Annotated in this window: 17 protein-coding genes; 3 read left to right on the top strand and 14 right to left on the bottom strand. The window is 71.1% G+C overall.

Translation table 11 applies throughout. The features are described from left to right. The first annotated feature begins 93 nt into the window (after positions 1–93). Positions 94–1,662: a phospholipase D family protein gene (locus BUQ68_RS21780; RefSeq protein WP_075218146.1), complete on the top strand. Its 1,569-nt coding sequence runs from the start codon at positions 94–96 to the stop codon at positions 1,660–1,662. A 25-nt stretch (positions 1,663–1,687) separates the two neighbouring features. On the opposite strand, the gene BUQ68_RS21775 is transcribed toward BUQ68_RS21780, so the two are convergent. The 5 genes from BUQ68_RS21775 to BUQ68_RS21755 all read right to left on the bottom strand — a co-directional run bounded on the left by BUQ68_RS21775 (position 1,688) and on the right by BUQ68_RS21755 (position 6,673). Next, positions 1,688–2,719 carry a histone deacetylase family protein gene (locus BUQ68_RS21775; RefSeq protein WP_075218145.1) on the bottom strand — a complete coding sequence of 344 codons (1,032 nt, stop codon included), beginning with the start codon at positions 2,717–2,719 and terminating at the stop codon, positions 1,688–1,690. 75 nt (positions 2,720–2,794) lie between these two features. Further along, positions 2,795–3,823, bottom strand: a complete 1,029-nt coding sequence (locus BUQ68_RS21770) for an ABC transporter substrate-binding protein (RefSeq protein WP_075218144.1) — start codon at positions 3,821–3,823, stop codon at positions 2,795–2,797. A gap of 33 nt (positions 3,824–3,856) precedes the next feature. After that, the gene (locus BUQ68_RS21765) at positions 3,857–4,657 is read right to left on the bottom strand and encodes an ABC transporter permease (RefSeq protein WP_075218143.1); all 801 of its coding nucleotides are present in this window, start codon (positions 4,655–4,657) and stop codon (positions 3,857–3,859) included. Then, on the bottom strand, positions 4,650–5,558 hold the full coding sequence (locus tag BUQ68_RS21760; RefSeq protein WP_075218142.1) for an ABC transporter permease: 909 nt from the start codon (positions 5,556–5,558) through the stop codon (positions 4,650–4,652). The genes BUQ68_RS21765 and BUQ68_RS21760 overlap by 8 nt, the downstream gene beginning before the upstream one ends. Further along, entirely contained in the window at positions 5,555–6,673 is a 1,119-nt protein-coding gene (locus BUQ68_RS21755; protein WP_075218141.1) for an ABC transporter ATP-binding protein, read from the bottom strand. Before BUQ68_RS21755 ends, BUQ68_RS21760 begins: the two co-directional genes overlap by 4 nt. Positions 6,674–6,884: 211 nt before the next feature. Between BUQ68_RS21755 and BUQ68_RS21750 the strand changes: the two genes are divergently transcribed. Both BUQ68_RS21750 and BUQ68_RS21745 read left to right on the top strand, forming a co-directional pair. Further along, entirely contained in the window at positions 6,885–7,166 is a 282-nt protein-coding gene (locus BUQ68_RS21750) for a DUF427 domain-containing protein (RefSeq protein ID WP_075218140.1), read from the top strand. Positions 7,167–7,362: 196 nt separating this feature from the next. After that, positions 7,363–8,070, top strand: coding sequence for an HAD family hydrolase (locus BUQ68_RS21745; RefSeq protein WP_075218139.1), 708 nt, complete (start codon positions 7,363–7,365; stop codon positions 8,068–8,070). Between the two features lie 81 nt (positions 8,071–8,151). On the opposite strand, the gene BUQ68_RS21740 is transcribed toward BUQ68_RS21745, so the two are convergent. From BUQ68_RS21740 to fliF, 9 genes are all read right to left on the bottom strand, one after another. Then, positions 8,152–10,422, bottom strand: coding sequence for an MHYT domain-containing protein (locus tag BUQ68_RS21740; protein WP_075218138.1), 2,271 nt, complete (start codon positions 10,420–10,422; stop codon positions 8,152–8,154). 178 nt (positions 10,423–10,600) lie between these two features. Beyond that, a complete protein-coding gene (locus BUQ68_RS21735; protein ID WP_075218137.1) occupies positions 10,601–10,792 on the bottom strand; it encodes a hypothetical protein in 192 nt (63 codons plus the stop codon). Between the two features lie 384 nt (positions 10,793–11,176). Continuing rightward, positions 11,177–12,688: a bifunctional metallophosphatase/5'-nucleotidase gene (locus BUQ68_RS21730; RefSeq protein ID WP_083656803.1), complete on the bottom strand. Its 1,512-nt coding sequence runs from the start codon at positions 12,686–12,688 to the stop codon at positions 11,177–11,179. Positions 12,689–12,792: 104 nt separating this feature from the next. Continuing rightward, positions 12,793–13,353 (bottom strand): transglycosylase SLT domain-containing protein, encoded by a 561-nt coding sequence (locus tag BUQ68_RS21725; RefSeq protein ID WP_075218136.1) that lies wholly within the window; start codon positions 13,351–13,353, stop codon positions 12,793–12,795. Continuing rightward, on the bottom strand, positions 13,310–14,389 hold the full coding sequence (locus BUQ68_RS23465; RefSeq protein ID WP_139315298.1) for a flagellar hook-length control protein FliK: 1,080 nt from the start codon (positions 14,387–14,389) through the stop codon (positions 13,310–13,312). The genes BUQ68_RS21725 and BUQ68_RS23465 overlap by 44 nt, the downstream gene beginning before the upstream one ends. Positions 14,390–15,122: 733 nt before the next feature. After that, complete coding sequence (locus BUQ68_RS21715; RefSeq protein WP_075218134.1) at positions 15,123–16,637, bottom strand: hypothetical protein; 1,515 nt, start codon at positions 16,635–16,637, stop codon at positions 15,123–15,125. Further along, positions 16,634–18,067: a MotB family protein gene (locus tag BUQ68_RS21710; protein WP_075218133.1), complete on the bottom strand. Its 1,434-nt coding sequence runs from the start codon at positions 18,065–18,067 to the stop codon at positions 16,634–16,636. Before BUQ68_RS21710 ends, BUQ68_RS21715 begins: the two co-directional genes overlap by 4 nt. Continuing rightward, a complete protein-coding gene (locus tag BUQ68_RS21705) occupies positions 18,067–18,654 on the bottom strand; it encodes a hypothetical protein (RefSeq protein ID WP_139315297.1) in 588 nt (195 codons plus the stop codon). Before BUQ68_RS21705 ends, BUQ68_RS21710 begins: the two co-directional genes overlap by 1 nt. Next, positions 18,644–20,302, bottom strand: coding sequence for a flagellar basal-body MS-ring/collar protein FliF (gene fliF / locus BUQ68_RS21700; RefSeq protein ID WP_075218131.1), 1,659 nt, complete (start codon positions 20,300–20,302; stop codon positions 18,644–18,646). Before fliF ends, BUQ68_RS21705 begins: the two co-directional genes overlap by 11 nt. Positions 20,303–20,477: the final 175 nt, after the last annotated feature.

Genomic DNA, 20,477 nt, shown 5'->3' with positions numbered 1-20,477 from the left:
TTTCACCCGCCGGCTGCCCCGGTGCCGGTGCGCGTCACAGAACCGCCGTGGCTTCCGTTCGTTGTGGTAGAAGGCCAGCAGCGGAGGGGAGGCATGGCGGACATCACCGCCCGCACAGGAGAGCGGACCGGATCGTCCGGGACACGGCACCGCATCGGCGCCCGCATCCGGCTGGCCGCCGTCCGGCGCCGGGCCGCACCGTCGGACGATGGCAACGGCGCGGGGCACCCGACGCCCGGTCTTGCCGCCATCGTGGACAAGCAACTCGCCGCGCTGAACGCCTCGGCCGCCGCCGCGCTGGTGACGGATGGGCTGCAGGCGTTCGCCAGCCGCGTCATGCTGGCCCGCACCGCCCGGACGACCCTCGACCTGCAATACTATTCCTGGGACAAGGACATCACCTCCCGCCTCCTCACCGGCGAGGTGCTGAAGGCCGCCGACCGGGGCGTGAAGGTCCGCATCATCCTCGACGACACCAGTGTGGTCGGCCGCGAGCGGGTGTTCCGCCTGATCGACCGGCACCCGAACGTGGAGGTGCGGGTGTTCAACGCCACCACCTGGCGGGCGCACGGCCTGATCGGCTTTGGCATCGAGTTCGCGCTCGGCGGCTGGCACCTCAACCATCGCATGCACAACAAGGCCTGGATCGCCGACGGCCGGGCCGCCCTGATCGGCGGGCGCAACGTGTCGGACCACTATTTCGATGCGTCCGGCCTCTTCAACTTCAAGGACCTGGACGTGCTCCTCATCGGCGGGTCCGTGGGCCAGGCCGTAACGGTGTTCGAGGCCTTCTGGGCGAGCAAGGTGGTGCGCAGCGTCCGCAGCTTCCGCCGGCCGGAGGCGCGGATCAACGCCTGGCGCTTCCAGGCCTTCCGGGCGCGGCTCCAGAAGGTGCGCACCGATCCGGACGCCAAGCCCTACCTGGATGCGCTCAAGGCCACCTACGACGCGCCCGAGCGGATCGCCGACACGCTTTCCTTCGATCCGGTCGCGGGCGTCGAGGTGATCTGGGACCGGCCGGAGAAGGCGCTCGACCGCAACGCCTCCCGGGCCGTCGCCGACCGGCTCGACGCGGTGATCGAGGCGGCGGAGCGGGAAATCCTTCTGATCTCGCCCTATTTCGTGCCGGGCGAGGTGGGCACGGGGCTGATCGAGGCCATCCGGGCGCGGGGTGTCGCGGTGATGCTCGTCACCAACTCGCTCGCCGCCAACGACGTCACGGCCGTCCACGCCGGCTACGCGCGCTATCGGACGCGGCTCCTGGCGGCCGGCGTCGTCATCCACGAACTGAAGCGCACCCCTGGCGAGCGGCACCGCATCTTCGGCTCCAGCGGCGCCAGCCTGCATACGAAGGCCGTGGTGGTGGACCGGCGGATCGCCTTCGTGGGCTCCTTCAACCTCGACCAGCGGTCCGCCAACCTCAACACCGAGATGGGCGTGCTCATCGACGAGCCGTGTTTCGCCGCGCGCGTCGCCGCCCAGGCGACCCGGCTCGCCGACCCGCGTCGCAGCTATGCGGTCACCCTCGACGACGGCGGGCTCCACTGGAGCGCCACCGTCGACGGCGTCACGGAATCCTTCCGCCGCGAGCCGCACGCCGGCCCCATGCAGCGGCTGATCGCCCGGCTCGTCGGCTGGCTGCCCATGGAGGCCCAGCTTTGAGGGGGAAAACCCGGCCGCAGCCGGCTCAGCGTCCCTCGAACCCGGTGAGGACACCGACGGCGTTGATGCCGATCTCCTCCACCGCGTAGCCGCCCTCCATGACGAAGAGCGTCGGCAGGCCGAGCCGGGCGATGGTCTCCCCGATCACCGGATAGGCCTCGCTCGTCAGCTTGAACTTGCTGATCGGGTCCTTCTCGAAGGTATCGACGCCGAGCGACACCACCACCGCGTCGGGCGCGTAGGCGAGGAGCTTGGCGCAGCCGTCGTCGAGGGCCGCCTTCCAGGTGTCGAACGGGGTACCCCAGGGCATCGGATAGTTGAGGTTGAAGCCCTCGCCCTCGCCCGCGCCGCGCTCGTCCGCGTGGCCGAGGAAATAGGGATACTCCTCCATCGGGTCCGCGTGGAGGTTGATCACCTGCACGTCGGCCCGGTGGTAGAAGATCTCCTGGGTGCCGTTGCCGTGGTGATAGTCCACGTCCAGGATCGTCACGCGCCTGGCGCCGTTGTCGCGCAGCCACTGGGCGGCGACGGCGGCGTTGTTGATGTAGCAATAGCCGCCCATGAAGCCGCTGCCGGCGTGGTGGCCCGGCGGCCGGCAGAGCGCGAAGGCGGCACGCTCGCCGCCCGCCACCAGGGCGGCGGCGGAAAGCGCCGTGTCGTGCGACGACTTGATCGCCGCCCAGGTCCCCTCCACGAAACCGATCCCGCCGTCGAACGAATAATAGCCGAGCAGACCGTCGATGAAAGCCGGCGGCTTGTCGCCGCGAAGGCCGCGGGTCGGCCAGGTGAAGGGCAGGGCGGTGCCGCTCCGGCCCGCCGCCGTCCAGCGGTCCCACACCGTCGGCAGGAAGGCGAGGAAGTCGGGCGTGTGCACCTTGGCGGCGGTGGCGAGACCGTGCTCCGCCGGGGCCTCCACCGGGCCGAGCCCCACCGCCTTCAGACGATCGAGCACGTAGGTGGCGCGCGACGGCATCTCGAAGGCCGGCACGATGGCGCCCGCCACCAGCTCCACGTTGCCCGCATGGCCGGCGTGCTTTTCGGAAAAGACGGTTCTCATCAGGGCATTCTCGTCGTGTCGGTCATGGATGGCGGACGCCGGCCATGGAGGGCCGGCGTCCGGTCTGGCTTCTCGTCACTTCTGGAGGTCGGTCCAGATGCGGGTGTAGAGCTCCTGCGCCTCCGGCGGGCAGGTGCGCGAATAGTCGGCCGACGCCAACTGCTCCGGCGTCAGCATCACCTCCGGCGCGGTCTTCATGTCCTCCGGCATATAGGCATCGGAGCCCGCGATGCCGTTGGCGTAGCGCGAGAAGGCCGAGATCAGGGCAGCGTTCTCCGGGTCCATGATGAAGTTCTGGAAGAGCTTGGCGTTCTCCACGTTCTTGGCGTCCTTCAGCACCACCACGTTGTCCGACCAGAGCTGGAAGCCCTCCTTCGGATAGGCGTAGTGGATGGCCGGGTTCTGCAGCCGCTGGCGGAGCGCCGAGCCGTTCCAGTCGCTGGAGGCGGCGAAGTCGCCGGCCACCATCTTCTCGATGGTGCCGTACTCCATGGCGACCCAGGACGGCTTGGCGGCCATCAGCGTGTCGCGCACCTGCTTCAGGATCGTCTTGTCGGCCGTGCAGATCTCGCCGCCGTGGAACTTGATGGCCGCGTGCATCACGTCGTTCATTTCCGGAACGATGTTGATCTTGCCCTTCAGCTCCTCCGGCGGATCGAACACCACCGCCCAGGTGTCGATCGGCCCCTTGTAGACGTCGGTGTTGACGACGACGCCGACGGTGCCCCAGGCCCACGGCACGCTGTACTTGCGGCCCTTGTCGAACTCCGGATCCGCCCACTCGGGTGCGATGTTCTTGGCGTTCTCCATCTGGCCGGGATTGGTCTCCAGGAGAAGCCCCTCCTGGATCCAGATCGGCACGTAGTTCTGCGACGGCACCACGATGTCGAAGCCGTGGCCGCCCTGGCGGATCTTGGCGAGGGCGGTGTCGTTGCTGTCGTAGTCGGTCAGCGTCACCTTGACCTTGTAGGTCTCCTCGAACTTCTTGATGAGGTCCGGATTGGTGTAGTTGCCCCAGTTGAAGATGTTGAGTTCGCCCTCGGCATGGGCGAGCGCGGATGTCGCCAGAAGCGCGGCGGCGGCGAGCGAGACTGTCAGGCGCATTCTTCTTCCCCTCTCGTCAGGTGGCCCGCAGGTTCAGTCCCGCTTGCGGCTCACCAGGAAAAACACGGTCACGACCACGATCGAGAGCGCCAGGAAGACGGTCGAGATCGCGTTCATCTCCGGTGTGATCGCCCGGCGCAGCTGGCCGAGCATGTAGGTGGGCAAGGTGTCCTGCCCCCCGGACTTGACGAACTCGGTGATCACCACGTCGTCGAGCGAGATCACGAAGGCCAGCATGAACCCGGCGAGGATCCCAGGCCAGAGCAGCGGCAGGGTCACATGGCGAAAGGTGCGCAGCGGCGTCGCGTAGAGGTCCGCCGCCGCCCGCTCCAGGTTGAGGTCCATGCCCTCCAGCCGGGCGCGGATCGGCAGGTAGGCGAAGGGGATGCAGAAGGCCGTGTGGGCGGCGATCAGGTAGCCGAGCCCGGTGTAGCCGGTCGCCATCTTGATGCGCGCGAACACGATGAGAAGCGCCACGGCGGTGACGATCTCCGGCACCATCAAGGGCAGGTTGATGGCCGCGTAGGTGGTGGTCAGCCCCCGATAGGGCGGCGTGCGCGTGGTGGCGAGCGCCGCCAGCGTGGCCGCGGCGGTGGCGACCACGGCGGCCGAAACGGCGATCTGCAGCGACCGGATCGAGGCCTCGATCACCTGGGCGTTGTTCGCCGCCGCCACGAACCAGCGCAGCGACACGCCCTCCCAGCGCGAAAGGCTCGGCCCGGCGTTAAAGGCATAGACGACGAGGACGGCGATCGGCAGGTAGAGGAGGGCGAAGCAGAAGGCGGCGATCAGGGTGAAGCCGCGCTGCCTGCGCACGTCGAAGGGCCTAGCCATGACGCGCCTCCCGTCCGGCGTGGCGGACATAGACAAGGAGAGCCACCATCACCAGGGCCATCAGGGTGATGGAGAGCGCCGCCCCGAGCGGCCAGTTGCGCCCCTGACCGAACTGCAGCTCGATCAAGGTGCCGAACATCATGGTCTTGCCGCCGCCGAGCACCCGCGGCGTCACATAGGCGCCGAGCGCCGGGATGAACACCAGGATGGAGCCGGCGATCATACCGGGCCGCACCAGCGGCAGGATGATCCGGGTCAGCACCCGGAAAGGCGTGGCGTAGAGGTCGTAGCCCGCCTCCACCAGCCGGAAGTCCAGCTTGTCGAGGCTCGCATAGAGCGGCAGCACCATCAGCGGCAGGTAGACGTAGAGCATGCCGGCCATCACGGCGCCGTCGGTGAACAGCATCTGGATCGGCTGCTCGATGAGCCCCAGATTGCCGAGCACCGTGTTGATCAGGCCTTCGTTGCGGATGATCTCCAGCATGCCGAAGGTGCGGATCAGGATGTTGGTCCAGAACGGCACCGTCACGAGGAAGAGCCAGAGCTCGCGCGTCCGCTCCGGCCGGGTGGCGATGAAATAGGCGGTCGGAAAGCCGATCAGGAGGGCGAGCACGGTGGTGGCGAGCGCGAGCATGACCGAGCGGGCGAAGATGGCCATGTGGGCGTCGGCGAGCGACAGCGTGTCGTCGAAGATGTCCCGCTCCAGAAAGACGCTGGTCCAGGCGTCGGTGGAGAAGGTCCACACCACGTCGCCGTACGGCCCGGGCGTCAGGAAGGAATAGACGAACACGACGAGGAGCGGGCCGATCGCCGCGAGCGCGAGGATCACGAGCGCCGGCAGGGCGAGCAGCCGGCGGCTGCGCACCTCCCGCGCCCGGGCGGCCTCGGCCGCCGCGCTCACGGGACGGCCCCGCGGGGCTGGTCTTCCCCGAGGAGCCGCGCGGCCCGTGGCTCCACGACGACGGCCACCGCCTCGCCGACGGCGAACGCCGCCTCGCCCGCCGGCCGGTTCTGCTGGCGGACGGTGAAGTCGGTGCCGTCGGCGAGGCGAACATGGAAGTGGGTGTCGGTGCCGAAGTAGACCGCGTCCGCAAGGGTGCCGACGAGGGCGCCGGCCGGCGCGCCGGCGGCGGCGGCGAGCCGCGCGTGCTCGGGCCGGACCAGCAGCGAGGCCGGTCCGGTGGACGCGCCGTCGGGGGCCACCGCCTCCATGCGGCCGCCGGCCGCCAGCCGCACCGACGCCACGCCTCCCGCAACCGCCTCCACGGTGCCGGCGAGGATGTTGCTCTCGCCGATGAAGTCCGCCACGAACCGGTTGGCCGGCGCGTCGTAGATCTCCCGCGGCGTGCCCACCTGCAGCACCTTGCCGGCCGCCATCACGGCGATCCGGTCCGACATGGTGAGCGCCTCTTCCTGGTCGTGGGTGACGAAGATGAAGGTGATGCCGGTCTCCGCCTGCAGGCGCTTCAACTCGATCTGCATCTCCTTGCGCAGCTTGTAGTCGAGGGCGGAAAGCGGCTCGTCGAGGAGAAGCACCTTCGGGGCGGGCGCCAGCGCCCGGGCGAGCGCCACCCGCTGCTGCTGGCCGCCGGAGATCTGGTTCGTCCGCCGTCCCGCGAGCGCTTCCATGCGCACCAGCCGCAGCATGGCGGCGACCCGCGCGGCCACCTCCGCCTTCGGCCGGTCGAGCATCTTCAGCCCGAAGCCGATATTCTCCTCCACGGTCATGTGCGGGAAGAGCGCGTAGTTCTGGAACACGGTGTTGATCGGCCGGCGGAAGGGCGGCGTGTCGCTCACATCCGTCCCGTCCAGCAGGATGTGCCCGCTCGTCGGGAACTCGAAACCTGCAATCAACCGCAGCAACGTGGTCTTGCCGCAACCGGATGGACCGAGGAGCGTAAAGAATTCATTTTTCCGGATCGAGATGTGGACGCCATCGACTGCGGCCACTTTGGCGTCTCCCGATCCGAAGATCTTGGATACATTCTCGATGGCGATCGAATCCGACGCCATCATCTAGGTTTGATCCATCGGCTGGGCACCGGGTCTGGTCGCGGGCGGGCTGGAGACAATGTGATCACAAGCACGGACGGTTGACAATCGCTTTCCGGCGCTCCGCGATCCGCGCGACACAAAGCCTGGACGCCGGCCCCGGCGCGCCTATGTGACGAACGGTCAGCGCCGCCTGTCCCACCGGAGGGCCGCGGGCGAAGACCGGGAGGATGCGATGGTTCAGGCGATCTGGAACGAGACGGTGGTGGCCTCCTCGGATGCGACCGTGGTGGTGGAGGGCAACCACTATTTCCCCGCCGAGGCGGTCGACCCGCGCTTTCTGAAGCCGAGCGCCCGAACGTCCGTCTGCCCTTGGAAGGGTACGGCCTCCTACCACACCCTGGTGGTGGACGGCGCGGAGAACCCGGACGCGGCGTGGTATTATCCGGATCCGAAGCCGGCCGCCGCCGAGATCAAGGGCCGGATCGCCTTCTGGAAGGGCGTCGTGGTGCGCTGAGGGCTAGAGTATTCTCCGATCAAGTTGCACGACTTGATCGAAGAGAGAATGCTCCAGGTCCTTGAATTTTAAGCGATTTCTTGTCGACCTGACGGCTCCGTGAAGGAGGATAAGCGCTCTGGTCGCCGGACGGCCTTGGCGCTAGGCTGGTGTCCCGTCCCGCTGCCGGCGGGGCGATCCACCAGGGCCGAAGTCCATGCCGCACGCCGTCACCACCCTCGGCTTCGACGCCGACGACACGCTCTGGCAGAACGAGCACTACTACAAGCTCACCGAGGCCCGGTTCACGGACCTCCTCGCCGAACATGGCGAGGCGCCGGTGGTCTCCGGCCGCCTCCTCGAAGCGGAGCGGCGCAACCTGAAGCTCTACGGCTACGGTATCAAGGGCTTCACCCTGTCGATGATCGAGACGGCCATCGAGGTGACCGACGGCAAGGTGGCGGTGGACGTCATCGACCGCATCCTCGCCATCGGCCGCGATCTCCTCTCCCACCCGATCGACCCGCTGCCGCACGCCCGCGCGGCGCTGGAGCGGCTGAAGCCGGACCACCGGCTGGTGCTCATCACCAAGGGCGACCTGTTCGACCAGGAGCGCAAGCTCGCCCAGTCCGGCCTCGGCGACTATTTCGACGCGGTGGAGATCGTCTCCGAGAAGACGCCCGCGGTCTACGACCGGGTGTTCCGCCGCCACGGCGACGGTCCGGAGCGGGCCTTGATGGTCGGCAATTCGCTGAAGTCGGACGTGCTGCCGGCGCTCGCGGCCGGCGCCTACGGCGTCCACGTGCCGCACCCGCTCACCTGGGCGCTGGAGCATGCCGAAGCGCCTGAGGACGCGCCGCGCTTTCGCCGCGTCGACACCCTCGGCGACCTGCCTGCCCTGGTGGCGAGCCTGCGTCCGGACTGACGGACCATCCCCGTCCCGACCGCTTCGGAAGGGCCGTCAAGCACGACCCTGGATCACGATCCTCGAGCAACGCGCCAGCGATCAGGCGTCCGCCGTCTCCACGCTCCGCCGCACCGCCTGGGCGAGCGCGCGGGCGAGGTCGCCCTGGTGGAAAGGCTTCGGCAGGTGCACCGCGTCCAGCCCGTCGGCGCGGCGAAGGTCCGCGTAGCCGCTCGCCAGCACGGCGGGCAGGCCCGGATGGATCCGGCGGACGGCGTCGATCAGGTCCCGCCCGGTCATGGTCGGCATGGCGAAGTCGGTGACGAGAACGTCCGGCCGGGCGCCGGTCCTCAGCCGGTCGAGCGCCGTCGCCCCGGACTCCGCCTCGATCACCGTGTGGCCGAGATCCTCCAGCATGGCGAGGGTGCCCATCAGCACCAGAGGATCGTCGTCCACCACCAGGACGCGGAGCGGGCGGTCGATGCCGGCGGGCGGCGCCGGCTCCGAGGGGGCGAGGGGCCGCACCGCGGGCACGTCCGCCGCCGGCAGCCAGAGCTCCGCCGTGGTCCCGGCGCCGGGCGCGCTCTCGATCCGCAGCCGTCCGCCCGACTGGGCCGCCAGCCCCTGCACCATGGAGAGGCCGAGCCCGGTGCCCTTGCCGATCCCCTTCGTGGTGAAGAAGGGGTCGACGGCCCGGGCGAGCGTCGCGGCGTCCATGCCGGCGCCGGCGTCGGTCACGCTCACCACCACGAAGCCGTCGCCCGTTGCCGGGTCGCCGTCGGGCGGCGCGGCCGCGTGGCGGGCGGCGATGGTCACGGTGCCGCCGTCCGGCATGGCGTCGCGCGCGTTCACCGTCAGGTTCACGAGCGCCATCTCCAACTGGTTGGCGTCCACCATGGCGGCGGGCAGGTCCGCCGGAAGGCTCCGCTCCAGCCGGATCTCCGGGCCGAGCGATCGGACCAGGAGGTCCCCCATGTCGTGCACCAGGGCGGCGACGTCGGTCGGTTGCGGCTTCAGGTCCTGGCGGCGGGCGAAGGCCAGCATGCGCTGGGTCAGGGCCGCGCCGCGCGTCGCCGCCGCGGTGGCGCTCTCCACCATGCGCCGGGACCGCTCGTCGTCGCCGACCCGTCGGGCGAGCAGGTCCATGTTGCCGATGATGACGGCGAGGAGATTGTTGAAGTCGTGCGCCATGCCGCCGGTGAGCTGGCCGATCGACTCCAGCTTCTGCGCCTGCCGGAGATCCGCCTCCAGGCGCTTGCGTTCCGTCATGTCTCGGAGCGCGCCGAGGATGCGCGGCGCGTCAAGGCCGGCGTCGTGCTCCCGCTCGTGCACCGCCACGTCGAGGATGCGGCCGTCGGCCGTGCGGAAGAAATACTCCGCCTCCTCGCCCACGCGGTTCCCGTCGGCCGGCGCCGGTCCGGCCGGCGGCGAGGGCGTGCGGGTCCGGTAGGCGGCGGCCGAGGCCGGCTCCATGAAGTCGGTCAGCGGCCGGCCAAGGGCGGCGGCCCGGTCGAGGCCGAGAAGGGCGAGCCAGGCGTCGCTCACCTCGTCGATGCGCCCGCCCGGGCCGAGCGCGTAGAGCGGCAGCGGCGTTTCCCGGTAGAGGGCGCGAAACCGCGCCTCGCTCTGCCGAAGCGCCGCCGCTTCCCGCTCGGCGAGCATCCCGAAGCGGCGATCGAAGAGGGCCGCCACCGAGGCAAGGAGCAGGATGACGAGGGTCGCCGCCGCGACGCCGCCGGCAAGCTGGGTCTGAACGAGGGAGACCGGCCCGTCCTCCGCGCCGGTCGGGCCGGTGGGCGTGAACGTCGCCGCCGCCATGGCGGTGTAGTGCATGCCCGAGACCGCGACCCCGAGGGCGGTCGCCGCCAGGATCCGGCCCTTCGCGCGCGTGGCGCGAAACGCTGTCCAGAGCCCGACGGTGGATGCCCCGACGGCGACAAGAAGCGAGAGGACGACCAGCCGGGTGTCGTAGGACACCACCGCGTCCATGCGCATCGCCGCCATGCCGAGATAGTGCATGGTGCCGATGCCGAACCCCATCAGCAGCCCGGCGGCGGCGATGCGGACGGTCGTGCCGCCGCTGGCGACAATGAACCCGGCCCCGGTCGCCGCCACGGCAAGGAGGAGCGAGGCCAGCGTCAGCGGTCCGTCGTAGAGAACCGGGACGGTCACGTGAAAGGCCAGCATGGCGATGAAATGCATCGACCAGATGCCGCCGCCCATGGCGACGGCGGCCGCGCCTGTCCAGGCTTTGCGGGCGATGCCGTCGGACGCACGGATGCGGCCCGCCAGATCGAGCGCCGTGTAGGCGGCCGCGATGGCGATGAGCACCGACAGGATAACGAGAAACCGGTCGTGCGACCCGACGTGCATTCTGATCCGGCGCTGACAGTCACCGCAAAGGTGACCGTCTAAACGCCGGCGGCGGCGACTTGTTCCACCGTCCGCGAAAAAAACATCCTGCCGGAACCGAACCGTCCGGCAGGCGTCTCCCCGGCTCTGTCCGCCGCCCCGTCGCCGGCGCCGGACAGAAGGGGGGGCGCGCGGCCGGTCAGTCGGCGGCGCGGACGGCCTTGGCGTCCTGCGGGTGGACCAGCAGCGCGCTGTCGGCCGGCGCTTCGGCGACCTGATAGAGCGGGCCGTACCACACCGTGCGGGCACCCAGCTGGGCGGCGGCGAAGCCCTTCGGCACCGACTGGGTCGGCAGGATGCGGGCCGGGTTGATTTCGCGAAGTTCTTCCATGGTGGGCCTCGTCGGGTCAGAACGAATGACAAAGCGGCGGGGTCCGCCGAGGTCACTTCCTCGCAAGTCCCGGGCCAGACGAAACAGCGGGGCGTTAAGCATATCTCTGTTTCGCAATGAAACAGCCTGTGCCGTTATCCTTGACGGTCGGTAAACGGATCCGGTCGAATACAGGGACAGGCGGCGCGCCACTGTGCAGCGCGAGGCAAATTCTTGTGCGGTGCGGCACGTCTTCGTCTCTGCGTGCTTCGATCGGTCACGAAAAAGGCCGCGCCCCCGACAAGGAGGCGCGGCCAGGATGGTGCACACCAATCCGGCCCTGCGTGACCGGCTGGGCGACCGCGGATCGCGACATCCGTGGCCGCCGGATCGGAACCGCCGCGATCAGCGGATCACGATGCGGCCTTCCACCTTCGGGGCGACGCTGCCCGTCTTGGCGATATGGTCGATCACCTGGCTCGCCATCAGGACGGACGCGGCCTCCGGGATCAGCAGCTCGGAGCCGCGCAGCATGGCGTAGCCGTCGCCGCCCGCGGCTGCGTAGTCGTTGATGGCGAGCGTGTAGCGCTTCGTCAGGTCCAGCGTCTCGCCGGCGATGACGATGCTCTTCACCCGGCTGCCCACCGGCTCCTTCAGATCCACCTCGACCACCAGGCCGGACACCTGCGGGAAGCGGCCTGCCCCCTTCTCCACCTGGCTGAAGCCGTTCTCCATGGCGTCCCAGAGCTGCTGGCCGGTGACGCCGAGCTTCAGCGTGCGGTTGCCGAACGGCAGTTCGGACAGGATGTCGCGGCGGGTCAGCACGGTCCCGGCCGCGTATTCCTTGTCCGCCCGGATGCCGCCGCCGTTGACGATGCCGACGTCCGCCTCCACCGCCTCGCGGATGGCGTCGGCGATCAGGTTGCCGATGGCCGCCTCGGTGCCCCGCACCGTGGCGCGCCGGCTGTCGATCGGCGTCTCGGTCTTGCCGATCTCCACGTTCAATTCCGCGTCGAGCTTGTCCTCGAAGCCCTTCACCAGAGCGCCGATCTCCGGGTCCGGCGTGAGGGTGGCGCTGTCGATCACGTCGAAGTCCGGCCGCCATTCGACGGAGACCTTGCCGTCCTTCTCGGTCTTGTCCAGCGTCACCGTGGTGACCACCACGTATTCCGCCTGCGAGCTCGATTCCACCAGCGCGGCCTTGCCGTTGTAGGAGACGGTCAGGTCGTGGTCGTGGCCGGAGAGGATCAGGTCCGCCATGCCGCCGGCGAGGAGGTCGCGGTCGACGTCGACGCCCTCGTGGGCGATCGCCACCACGAAGTCGGCGCCCTGGTCGCGCAGGCTCTTCAGCTTCTCCGCCGCCACGTCGCGCGACGGCGCGAAGGTGATGGCGCCGGGGCTCGCCACCTCCACGGTGGTTTCGGTGGTGAGGCCATAGAAGCCGACCTTCACGCCGCCGACCTCGACGATCTTTTCAGGAACGGTGTCCGCCGGCTGGCCGCCGTCGGGGCCGCGCACGTTCGACGACACGATCGGGAAGGTGGCCTCGGCCATCCGCTCGGCGAAGACCGTGTCGCCGAAGTCGAACTCGTGGTTGCCCGGGGTGAAGACGTCCACCCCCATGGCGTTGAGGAGGGTGATCATGTGGGCACCCTTGTCGATGCCGGCGAGCAGCGACGGCGAGATGGCATCGCCCGCGTGGACGAAGAAGGTCGTGCCTGGCTTCGCCTTCTCGGCCTTCACGGCCGCTGCCAGACGCGCCACGCCGCCGCGGCCGTCCTTCTCTTCCATCTTGTCGAGGTCGTTGGTCTGGACGAAGCGCAAGGTGACCGTTTCGGCGAGCGCGGGATGCACGACCAACACGGTCGCGAGCGCGAGCGTCGCCGCCGCGGACCGCAGAATCAGAGGTGTGCGCATGACAGGAACTGCTCCTCTTGAAGACCTGCCCGCTCCCTTCGGGGGCGGATTGCCGTTCGGCGCCAGGAGCAAAGCACGGCAATGGCGACAGCGTCGAGACGCCGTTAGCGGCAGAAGGCCGAGGCGGCCGGGGTCCAGTTGCCGAAGCCGGACACCACCATGTTGCGGATCACCAGGCAGACGTAGCGCTTCTGGGCCGGATCGTTGTTCGGTCCGGCGTGGTAGCGGGCGACGGCCATGGTCCAGTTGCCGTGGCTCTTGCGCAGCGTCTTCAGGAAGCGGGCGGCATAGCGCACGTTCTCGCGCGGCTCCAGCATGGCCTCCAGCGAGGCGAATTCCTGCCGGTGATAGTGGTGGTTGATCTGCATGCAGCCGATGTCGATGAGCTTGCGCCCGCGCCGCAGTTCGTCGCGCACGCGCCGGATGGCGCTCGCCCGGTCCGCCGGGAAAACCGACGTGCCCTCCACGTTGAGGGCGTTGCTCTGCAGGCTGTTCTTGCGGCCGCTCTCGGTCAGCCCCACAGCGTAGAGCACGCCGAGCGGCACGCCGGTCTCCTCGGCGGCAGCGATCATCTCGCGCTCGCACACCGCGTCCGGCCGGTCGGCGCGTCCTTCGGCGGCCTCAGAGCCAGACGCCCCCATCGCCAGGAGTGCCGCCACCATCAAACGTGTCGTCGCGCTGCGCATGGTCGTTTCGTCCGCTCCCGTCCTGGCCCGGGCCGCCGGACGGCTGTCCGCCGCCGGGCTGCCCGTTGCCTGCCTGTGCCTGTCCGCCGTTCGCCGCCGGGTTGCCGTTCGCCCCGGTGGAGGACACCGGCAGGCGCGGCAGGCCGGCGTCGCTCACCACCTGGATGAGAAGCCCGTCCGCCGTGTAGCCCGCCGCCTCCAGCTTGCGCCCGAGGGCGCTCGCATCTTCGGTCAAGAGGCGCGCCGTCTCCGGCTCGTCGGCGATGATGCGCACCGCGAGGCGGTCGCCGGCGGCCCGAAGCTCCACCCGCACGGAGCCGAGCTCTTCGGGCTGCAGCTGGATCTCCAGCACGTGCAACGGCGGGGCCGTCAGGTCGACGCGCACCGGATCGGCCCCGGCGGTCGCCGTCGGCCCGCTCGGCGACGGCAGGCCCTGGAGGGCGTCGGCCACCTGCTGGCCGGCGACGGAGAGCTCCACCAGGACCGGCAGGTGGGTCTCCTGACGCAGCACCTTGGCCTGGAAGCGCTCCATTGCGTCCGGCCCGGCGGACGCCGCGAGCGTCGCCGCCACGGCAGGCCCGATCCGGCTCGCCACCCGCGACAGGCCGGCGCCGCCGTCGGTCCGCAAGCGGCCGTCGAGCGCGACACCCGATGGCGACATGCCGGGATCCGGCCGCGCGGTCGAACCCTCCGGGGCCGCGGCGCGGTCGGACCGCTCGGCCATGGCCGCAAGCGGTGCGGAAATCTCCGGCGAGGTCGGATCGGCCCGGCCGCGCGCCACGGACTGCAGCGCCTGGAGCACCGCGCCCGCGTCCGCGTCCGGCTTCGACCGGGCCGGCAGGACCGCCAGCCGCGCCGCGTCGCCGGGCCGGGGAGGCGCGAGGGTCCCGCCGGTGCGTTCGCGCGCCGACGGCGGCGCCGCCAGAAGGGCCTTCAGCCCGGCAAGGTCCGGCGCGACGAGGTCCGGCGCGGCGGCGTCCGAGGCCCATCCGTGTGGAATGGACGATCCGTCCATGGTCGCGAACGCCGTCGCCGCGGTGCCGGGTGAAGCGCCGCCGGATCGGCGCTCGCCGTCCGCGCCAATCCCCGGCAGGTGAGCGGCCGTCCGCAGGGACGCGGCCGCACCGTCGGCGCCTTGGCCTTGCCCTCGGTCGGACGGCTCGCCGGATGCCCGTGCGGTTGCCGACAGAGTGAGACCCGACAGGACCGGTGCACCTCCGAGCGCGCCCGAAAGGTCGGTCCCGGTGCCGCCCTCCGGCTCACCGGGCGGAGACTCCCCGGCGCTCGCCGGCAAGGACAGGTCCCCCGCGACCCCGGTGCCAGGCAGGCGCCGTGTCGCGCCGCCGTCGGCGGATCCCTCGCGCCCAGCGGCCTGTTCGGCGGGAGACTCGGAACCGTCCGGACCGCCGGCCGATCGGGCAAGGCGCATCCTTTCCATCACGGGACCGCCGGTCATGCGCGGCTCCCCGCGGCCGTCACGATCGGCCGTCAGCGCGTGCGGCCCGCCGGCACCGACGGCGGCGCCGGCGGCTTTGTAGCGCGTCGGCGCGCCGCCCGGCGCGCCCTCCGCCGGCGGGCGGGCGGCCAAGTCCCGATCCGCTGCCGCGGGTCTGCCGGAGCCGCCGTCCTCGGCGGCGACGTCCGCGACCGTCGCCTCGAAGGCACCGCCGTCGACGGCTGATCCGATCGGCCGGCCGCCGCTCCCCGCGCGGCCGTGAGGGGCAGGCTGGACCGGAAGCGATTGGGTGTCAGCGGCCATCGCGGGCCTCCTTCAGCGTGTCGGTTGCCGCCGTCACGGCGGCGGCCAGGCGGTCGGGCACGGCGGAATGGAACGGGTCGGCATGCTTCATGCGCGCGTGCGCCGCCGCAAGAAGCGCCGTGTCGCCGTCGTGTCCGGCGTCCTTGTGGCTGAACAGCGGCACCGAAAGCGCCAGCACCGCGGCGCGCAGGTCGTGGTCGCGCGTGGGCAGGACGTCCATGTCGACGGCCTCCAGCGATCGGCGCGCGGCGTCCATGGTGCCGCTCAGCATCAGGGCGGCGCCGTGGTAGAGAAGCGCCCGCGCCCGGCTCGGCGGATCCTCGCCGACGAGGTCCAGGGCCACGTCGCCGGCCGCGCGGGCGATGCCGATGTTGCCGGCGATCAGCGCCCGGCGCGACAGCAGCAGGTAGAGATCGCGCCGGAAGACCGGGTCGAAGCCCAAGGTGACGCCGCCGATCTCGTCGAGGTGGGATTCCACCGCGTTGGTGTCGAGCTGCAGCACGATCACGGCGGCCTGCTGCTGAAACTCGCCGAAGAAGAGCGAGCCGCCGAAGCGGCGGATGTAGAGCTGGGCGAGCACACGGAACCGGTCGTAGCGCTGCTGGCGGCCCGCGTGGATGGCGCCATGGCGGAGCGCCGCCTCCTCGATCAGCGAGCCGGGCACGCTGAGCCGTGCGGTGTCGTAGAGCGCCGCGGCATCGAGCGGCGCGCCCTCGTCGACTTCCGCCAGGGCCGACAGGGTGGCGCGGGCAAGCGCGAGCTGGCCGGCGAAGAGCGGCGGCAGGCCCGCCATCGGCACCTCTGCCAGGTCCGCGCGGGCGTCCTCGTAGCGGCCGTCGGCCGAGGCGAACAGACCGTCGAGGAGCCCCTCCGGCAGGTCGAGGGTTACGCCGGCCGCCAGAAGGGCCTTCACCGGCTCGGCCGCCCCTCCGGCCATCATGTAGGCGGCCACGGCCCGGGCGTTGCGAGCATCCTTCCAGATCTGCGGCGGCATGCCCTTGAGGGCGAGGCCGAACGCCTCCAGCGCGGCAGGCACCGTCTGATAGGCGGCGGCGTCGCCGTGGGCGGTGCGCTCCTGCATCCAGAGCACGCGGCGGATGAGTTGATAGGGCTGCGGGAAGGGGTAGGAGGGTTCCGGCTCGGTGGCCGCCTCCGCCGGGGCCGCCTCGCCGGAGAGCAGCGACCAGGTGGAGCCCGTCGCCGTCAGGTCGAGCTCCAGGGTGGGCCAGACCAGGTCGGCCGCCGTGAGGTCCGCCCCCGTCCGCGGCGCCGTCGCCGACGACCAGGGCGGCGCCTCGGCCTCGAAGGATTGCACCGCGTCCGGATCCATGGCGAGCAGCGGCACCCGGTAGGGTCCGCCGACCGCCGGCGGGCTCTCGGCAAGGGCCGGCGGAAGAACGGCGAGCAGTCCGGCAAGGACGGCGGCCGCGCGCCACCGGGCACGGTCGGGTGCGACGGCGACGGGTCGGCCGAGGCCCGTGGTCGAAAGAACGGCGGGCGTCATGGGGCGGGTGTCCGGACCAGGATCTCGATCCGCCGGTTCTCCGCCGCGCCCGGATCGTCCGGACGCTTGAGCTTGCGGTCCGCATGGCCTTCGATGTGGTCGATCCGCGCCTCCGGCACGCCGCCGCGGATCAGCATGTAGGCGGCCATGTGGGCCCGTGCCGTGGACAGGCGCCAGTTGTCGTAGGCCTTCGTCCGGTAGGGCCGGCCATCGGTGTGGCCGCGCACCACCACCATGCCTTCGGTGGTCTTCACCACGGCGGCGATGCGGTCGATCACCGCGATGAGGTCGGCGGACGGCGAGGCCGAGCCGCTGCCGAACATGGACCGTGTCTCGCGTTCCGTCAGATTGATCAAGACGCCGCCCTCCACAGCCTCCAAGGCCACCAGCGGGCCGTTGCCGTCCTTCACGTCGGCGAGCGCGATGGTGAGCTGGCGGATGTTCTCCGCGACCGACGCGGCCATGGCCTCCTGCGCGTTGCCGGCGCCCGCCGGGCCGGTCTGCGCGCCGACCGTCGCGCCAGCCTCGGCCGGCAGGCCCTTGGCGACCGCCGGATCCCGCGCCACCTCGCCCGCCACGCCATCGCCCTTCACCGCTCGGTCCGCCACCGCTTGGTCCTTCACCGCTTCGCCCGACGCCGCCTCGCGTGTTTCGGCTTCACCGGGCGCCGCTTCCTTCGCAGCCGCTGGCGCGGGAGGCGTCCCGGCAACCGGCGGCGTGTCCGGAAAGGCGGCGGCATCGGGCGTCTCGGTGCCCGTCTGCGGGTGAGGCGATTCCACCGGTCCGTCCGTCGGGCCGGTCCGCTCGGCCGACGACGGCACCTTGCCGGGCTCGCCCGGCATGGGCGCGACCACGCCGCCGCCGGGGCGCCGCTCGGCCGGCGTGTCCTGTCCGGTGCCGTTCAGAACCGGGCGCGTCCACGACATCGGGTCGAACGGGTCGCGCGCCTGGGTACCGCTCGGCCCCACCGTGAGGCCGGAGAGGAGGTTGAGGGACGGTCCCGCCGGCCGGCCGTCGTCGGCGGCCGCCTCGGCGGCTTTGGCGGCCTCGGCGACGATGGTGTCGAGCGCCGCGTAAGGGCTCTCGAACAGCTTGCCCTCCGGATAGGCGCTGTCGGCGGCCGATCCGCCGTCGCCGCCAGGTCCGGGTTCGCCGCCGCCGTCCTCCGACTTCTCCGAACCGGAGCGCGGCCCCGGATCGTTGAGGCCCCGGCTCTCCGCCAGGATGTCGGTCAACTGGATCGGATTGAAGAACTGGGCGATGCCGACCTTCACCTCCTCGTTGGTGGAGTTCACGAGCCACATGATGAGGAAGAAGGCCATCATGGCCGTCATGAAGTCCGCGTGCGCCACCTTCCAGGCGCCGGACTTGATGCCCTCATCGGCGACTTCGACGCGGCGCCGGATGATGATCTCGGCCTGCTTGTCCATCAGCGTGCTCCCGCCGCTTCGGCGAGCCGGTCGGCCCAGGCGGCGAAGCGGGTCTCGATACGGGTCGGATCCGCCTCGACCACCAGTTCCGGACCGGCTCCGGCCTCCAGCGTGGCGCGCCCGTCGAGGCCCGGGCAGGCGGCGGCGACGGCCGCGAGGAGGTCGGGCGGGCCGATGATGTGGAACGGGCGGCCGTCCGGGTCGGACAGGAGGGTCCGAACGCTGTCCTGGAATGCCGCCAGCATCAAAGCGCGCTGGCCCGCGGCCAGCACGGGCGCCAGGGCGCGGCCGGCGGCGTCGGAGAGGGTGCGCTCCAGGGCGGTGAAACCGTCGGCGATCGCACGGCCGAGCCTGGCGCCTTCGGTCTCGCTCCACTGTCGACGCGCCGCCTCAACGGCCGCGGACCGGGCTTCATCCGCCGCGGCGGCGGCAAGGGCGGCCGCGGCGGCGGCGCGGGCGCGCTCCTCGCCGACGGCGGCGGCGACCGCCGCCTCCACGAGCGGCATTGGATCCGGGTGGGCTTCCGGTCGCGCCGGCCCCTCCGCCGCGCCCAGCGGCCGGATCGAGGTCAGTTCATCAATCAGCATTCGCCGCATAGCCCGGTCCCCACTGGTAGAGCCACTGCTTCAGGACGATCATCGCCTGCTCCTCGTCGGCCAGCATGGCCGCCTCCAGCCGGTGGATCTTGTCGCGGTTCGGCGCCGAGGCGAGATCCTCCAGGAGGGAGAGGGTGTCCTCCGGCACCGCGAGGGCCGCGGAGCCGTCGGCATGTCCGCCCTCGCCGGCCGCCGCAAGGGCGGTTCCGGACGCGGTCGCCGTCGCGGCCGGCTGCGGCCGCGGCATCAGGGTCGCCACGGCGGGGCGCAGACCGAACCAGATCAGGAGAACGCTGACGATCAGGATGGACAACGCCTTGATCACGTCGGCGAGGTGCCGGTTGACCAGTTCGGCGATGCTGATCGGCTCCACCGGCGTCAGCTGCTGGTCGATCGGCAGGAAGTCCACCGCCGTCACGGTGATCTGGTCGCCGCGCGCCGGGTCGAGGCCGGCGGCCGTGGTGGCGAGCCGCTGCAACTCGGCCAGCTGGTCCTCCACCGGCGCGCCGTTCTCCGCGGCGGCGACCGCCTCCAGGCGGGACCGGTTGACCACCAGGGCGACCGACAGCTTGAGCAGCGAATAGCCCTCGCTGGTGGTCTGGGTGGTGCGCGAGGCGATCTCGTAGTTGACCAGTTCCTCGCGCCGCTGCGTCTCCTGGTTCGACTGGTCGGCGTTGCCGCCGCCGCCCGCGGCCGGGGCCGGAATGTTCGTCGCCACCGAGGTCGGTTGGCCGGCGGTGGCGTTCTGCGCGGTCTCGTTCTCCCGCACCGTGCGCACGGACCGCTCCACCCGGGTCTCCGGGTCGAACGACACCTCCTCGGTGCGCCGCTTGTCCATGTTGAGGACGGGGGTGACGCTCAGCTGGAAGTTGTCGATGCCGAGCTGCGGCGTGAGCGTCCGGCGGAGGTTCTCCGTCAGCCGGTCGGCCACGGTGCGCTCCAGGTCGGCCATCTGGCTGTTGCCGGTGCCGAGCGCGTCGGCGCCGGTGGCGATCGTCCGGCCGGTGGTGTCGAGCACGGTCACCCGGTCCGGCGTCAGGCCCGGCACCGCGGCCGATACCAGCAGACGGATCGCCCGCGTGGCCTCCGTGGTGTCCAGGCCGGCGCCGCGGATCACCACCGAGGCGGACGGCATCTGCCGGTCGGTGCGGAAGGTGCCGCGCTCCGGCAGCACCAGGTGGACGCGGGCGGCCTTGACGCCGTTGAGGGTCTGGATGGTGCGGGCGAGTTCGCCTTCGAGGGCCCGGCCGCGGGTCAGCTCCTGCATGAAGGAGGTGAGGCCGAGCCCGTCGACCCGGTCGAACAGCTCGTAGCCCGCGGTGCCGCCCTGGGGTAGGCCGCGCTCGGCGAGGAACATGCGCGCGCGGGCGGTGGAGCCGGTGTTGACCATCACGGTCGCCCCGTCCGCGCTCACGTCGAACGGGATGCCGGCATCCTGGAGTGCGGCGCCGATGCGGCTGACGTCCTCGTTGGCAAGGCCGGAGTAGAGCACCGCCTGCTGCGGACGGCTGAGATAGTAGGCGCTGCCGCCGACCGCCGCGAGCGTGGCGAGGACGATGAGCGAGAGCGCGGCGAGGCGCCGGACCCCGAGACCGACGAGATTGGACCAGATGCGTTCGGCTTGGGCCATGCCAGACATGGGCGACCGTCTCCACAAGATGCGTCGCCGACACCGTGCCGGGCGAAGCTTGTGTGGAGCCGCCGATGCCGCGCGTGTCCCCGACGGGACGACGACAGCGTGACGCCGCGCCCGGGAAGGGGCGCGGCGTCGGTTCGGGTGGCGGGCCGCCGGATCAGCGGAACAGCGACAGGAT

This window comes from Mongoliimonas terrestris (assembly GCF_001927285.1).
GTDB lineage: Bacteria > Pseudomonadota > Alphaproteobacteria > Rhizobiales > Pleomorphomonadaceae > Chthonobacter > Chthonobacter terrestris.
Note: the sequence above shows the minus strand (reverse complement) of the source record. Positions and strands in the feature narration are given on the sequence as shown.

Coding starts and splice junctions, on each gene's coding strand:
- BUQ68_RS21775 (WP_075218145.1), bottom strand. CDS start 2,719: ATGAGAACCGTCTTTTCCGAAAAGCACGCCGGCCATGCGGGCAACGTG.
- BUQ68_RS21745 (WP_075218139.1), top strand. CDS start 7,363: ATGCCGCACGCCGTCACCACCCTCGGCTTCGACGCCGACGACACGCTC.
- BUQ68_RS21730 (WP_083656803.1), bottom strand. CDS start 12,688: ATGCGCACACCTCTGATTCTGCGGTCCGCGGCGGCGACGCTCGCGCTC.
- BUQ68_RS21705 (WP_139315297.1), bottom strand. CDS start 18,654: ATGCTGATTGATGAACTGACCTCGATCCGGCCGCTGGGCGCGGCGGAG.
- BUQ68_RS21770 (WP_075218144.1), bottom strand. CDS start 3,823: ATGCGCCTGACAGTCTCGCTCGCCGCCGCCGCGCTTCTGGCGACATCC.
- BUQ68_RS21755 (WP_075218141.1), bottom strand. CDS start 6,673: ATGATGGCGTCGGATTCGATCGCCATCGAGAATGTATCCAAGATCTTC.
- BUQ68_RS21765 (WP_075218143.1), bottom strand. CDS start 4,657: ATGGCTAGGCCCTTCGACGTGCGCAGGCAGCGCGGCTTCACCCTGATC.
- BUQ68_RS21710 (WP_075218133.1), bottom strand. CDS start 18,067: ATGGACAAGCAGGCCGAGATCATCATCCGGCGCCGCGTCGAAGTCGCC.
- BUQ68_RS21715 (WP_075218134.1), bottom strand. CDS start 16,637: ATGACGCCCGCCGTTCTTTCGACCACGGGCCTCGGCCGACCCGTCGCC.
- BUQ68_RS21750 (WP_075218140.1), top strand. CDS start 6,885: ATGGTTCAGGCGATCTGGAACGAGACGGTGGTGGCCTCCTCGGATGCG.
- BUQ68_RS21735 (WP_075218137.1), bottom strand. CDS start 10,792: ATGGAAGAACTTCGCGAAATCAACCCGGCCCGCATCCTGCCGACCCAG.
- fliF (WP_075218131.1), bottom strand. CDS start 20,302: ATGTCTGGCATGGCCCAAGCCGAACGCATCTGGTCCAATCTCGTCGGT.
- BUQ68_RS21780 (WP_075218146.1), top strand. CDS start 94: ATGGCGGACATCACCGCCCGCACAGGAGAGCGGACCGGATCGTCCGGG.
- BUQ68_RS21740 (WP_075218138.1), bottom strand. CDS start 10,422: ATGCACGTCGGGTCGCACGACCGGTTTCTCGTTATCCTGTCGGTGCTC.
- BUQ68_RS23465 (WP_139315298.1), bottom strand. CDS start 14,389: ATGGACGGATCGTCCATTCCACACGGATGGGCCTCGGACGCCGCCGCG.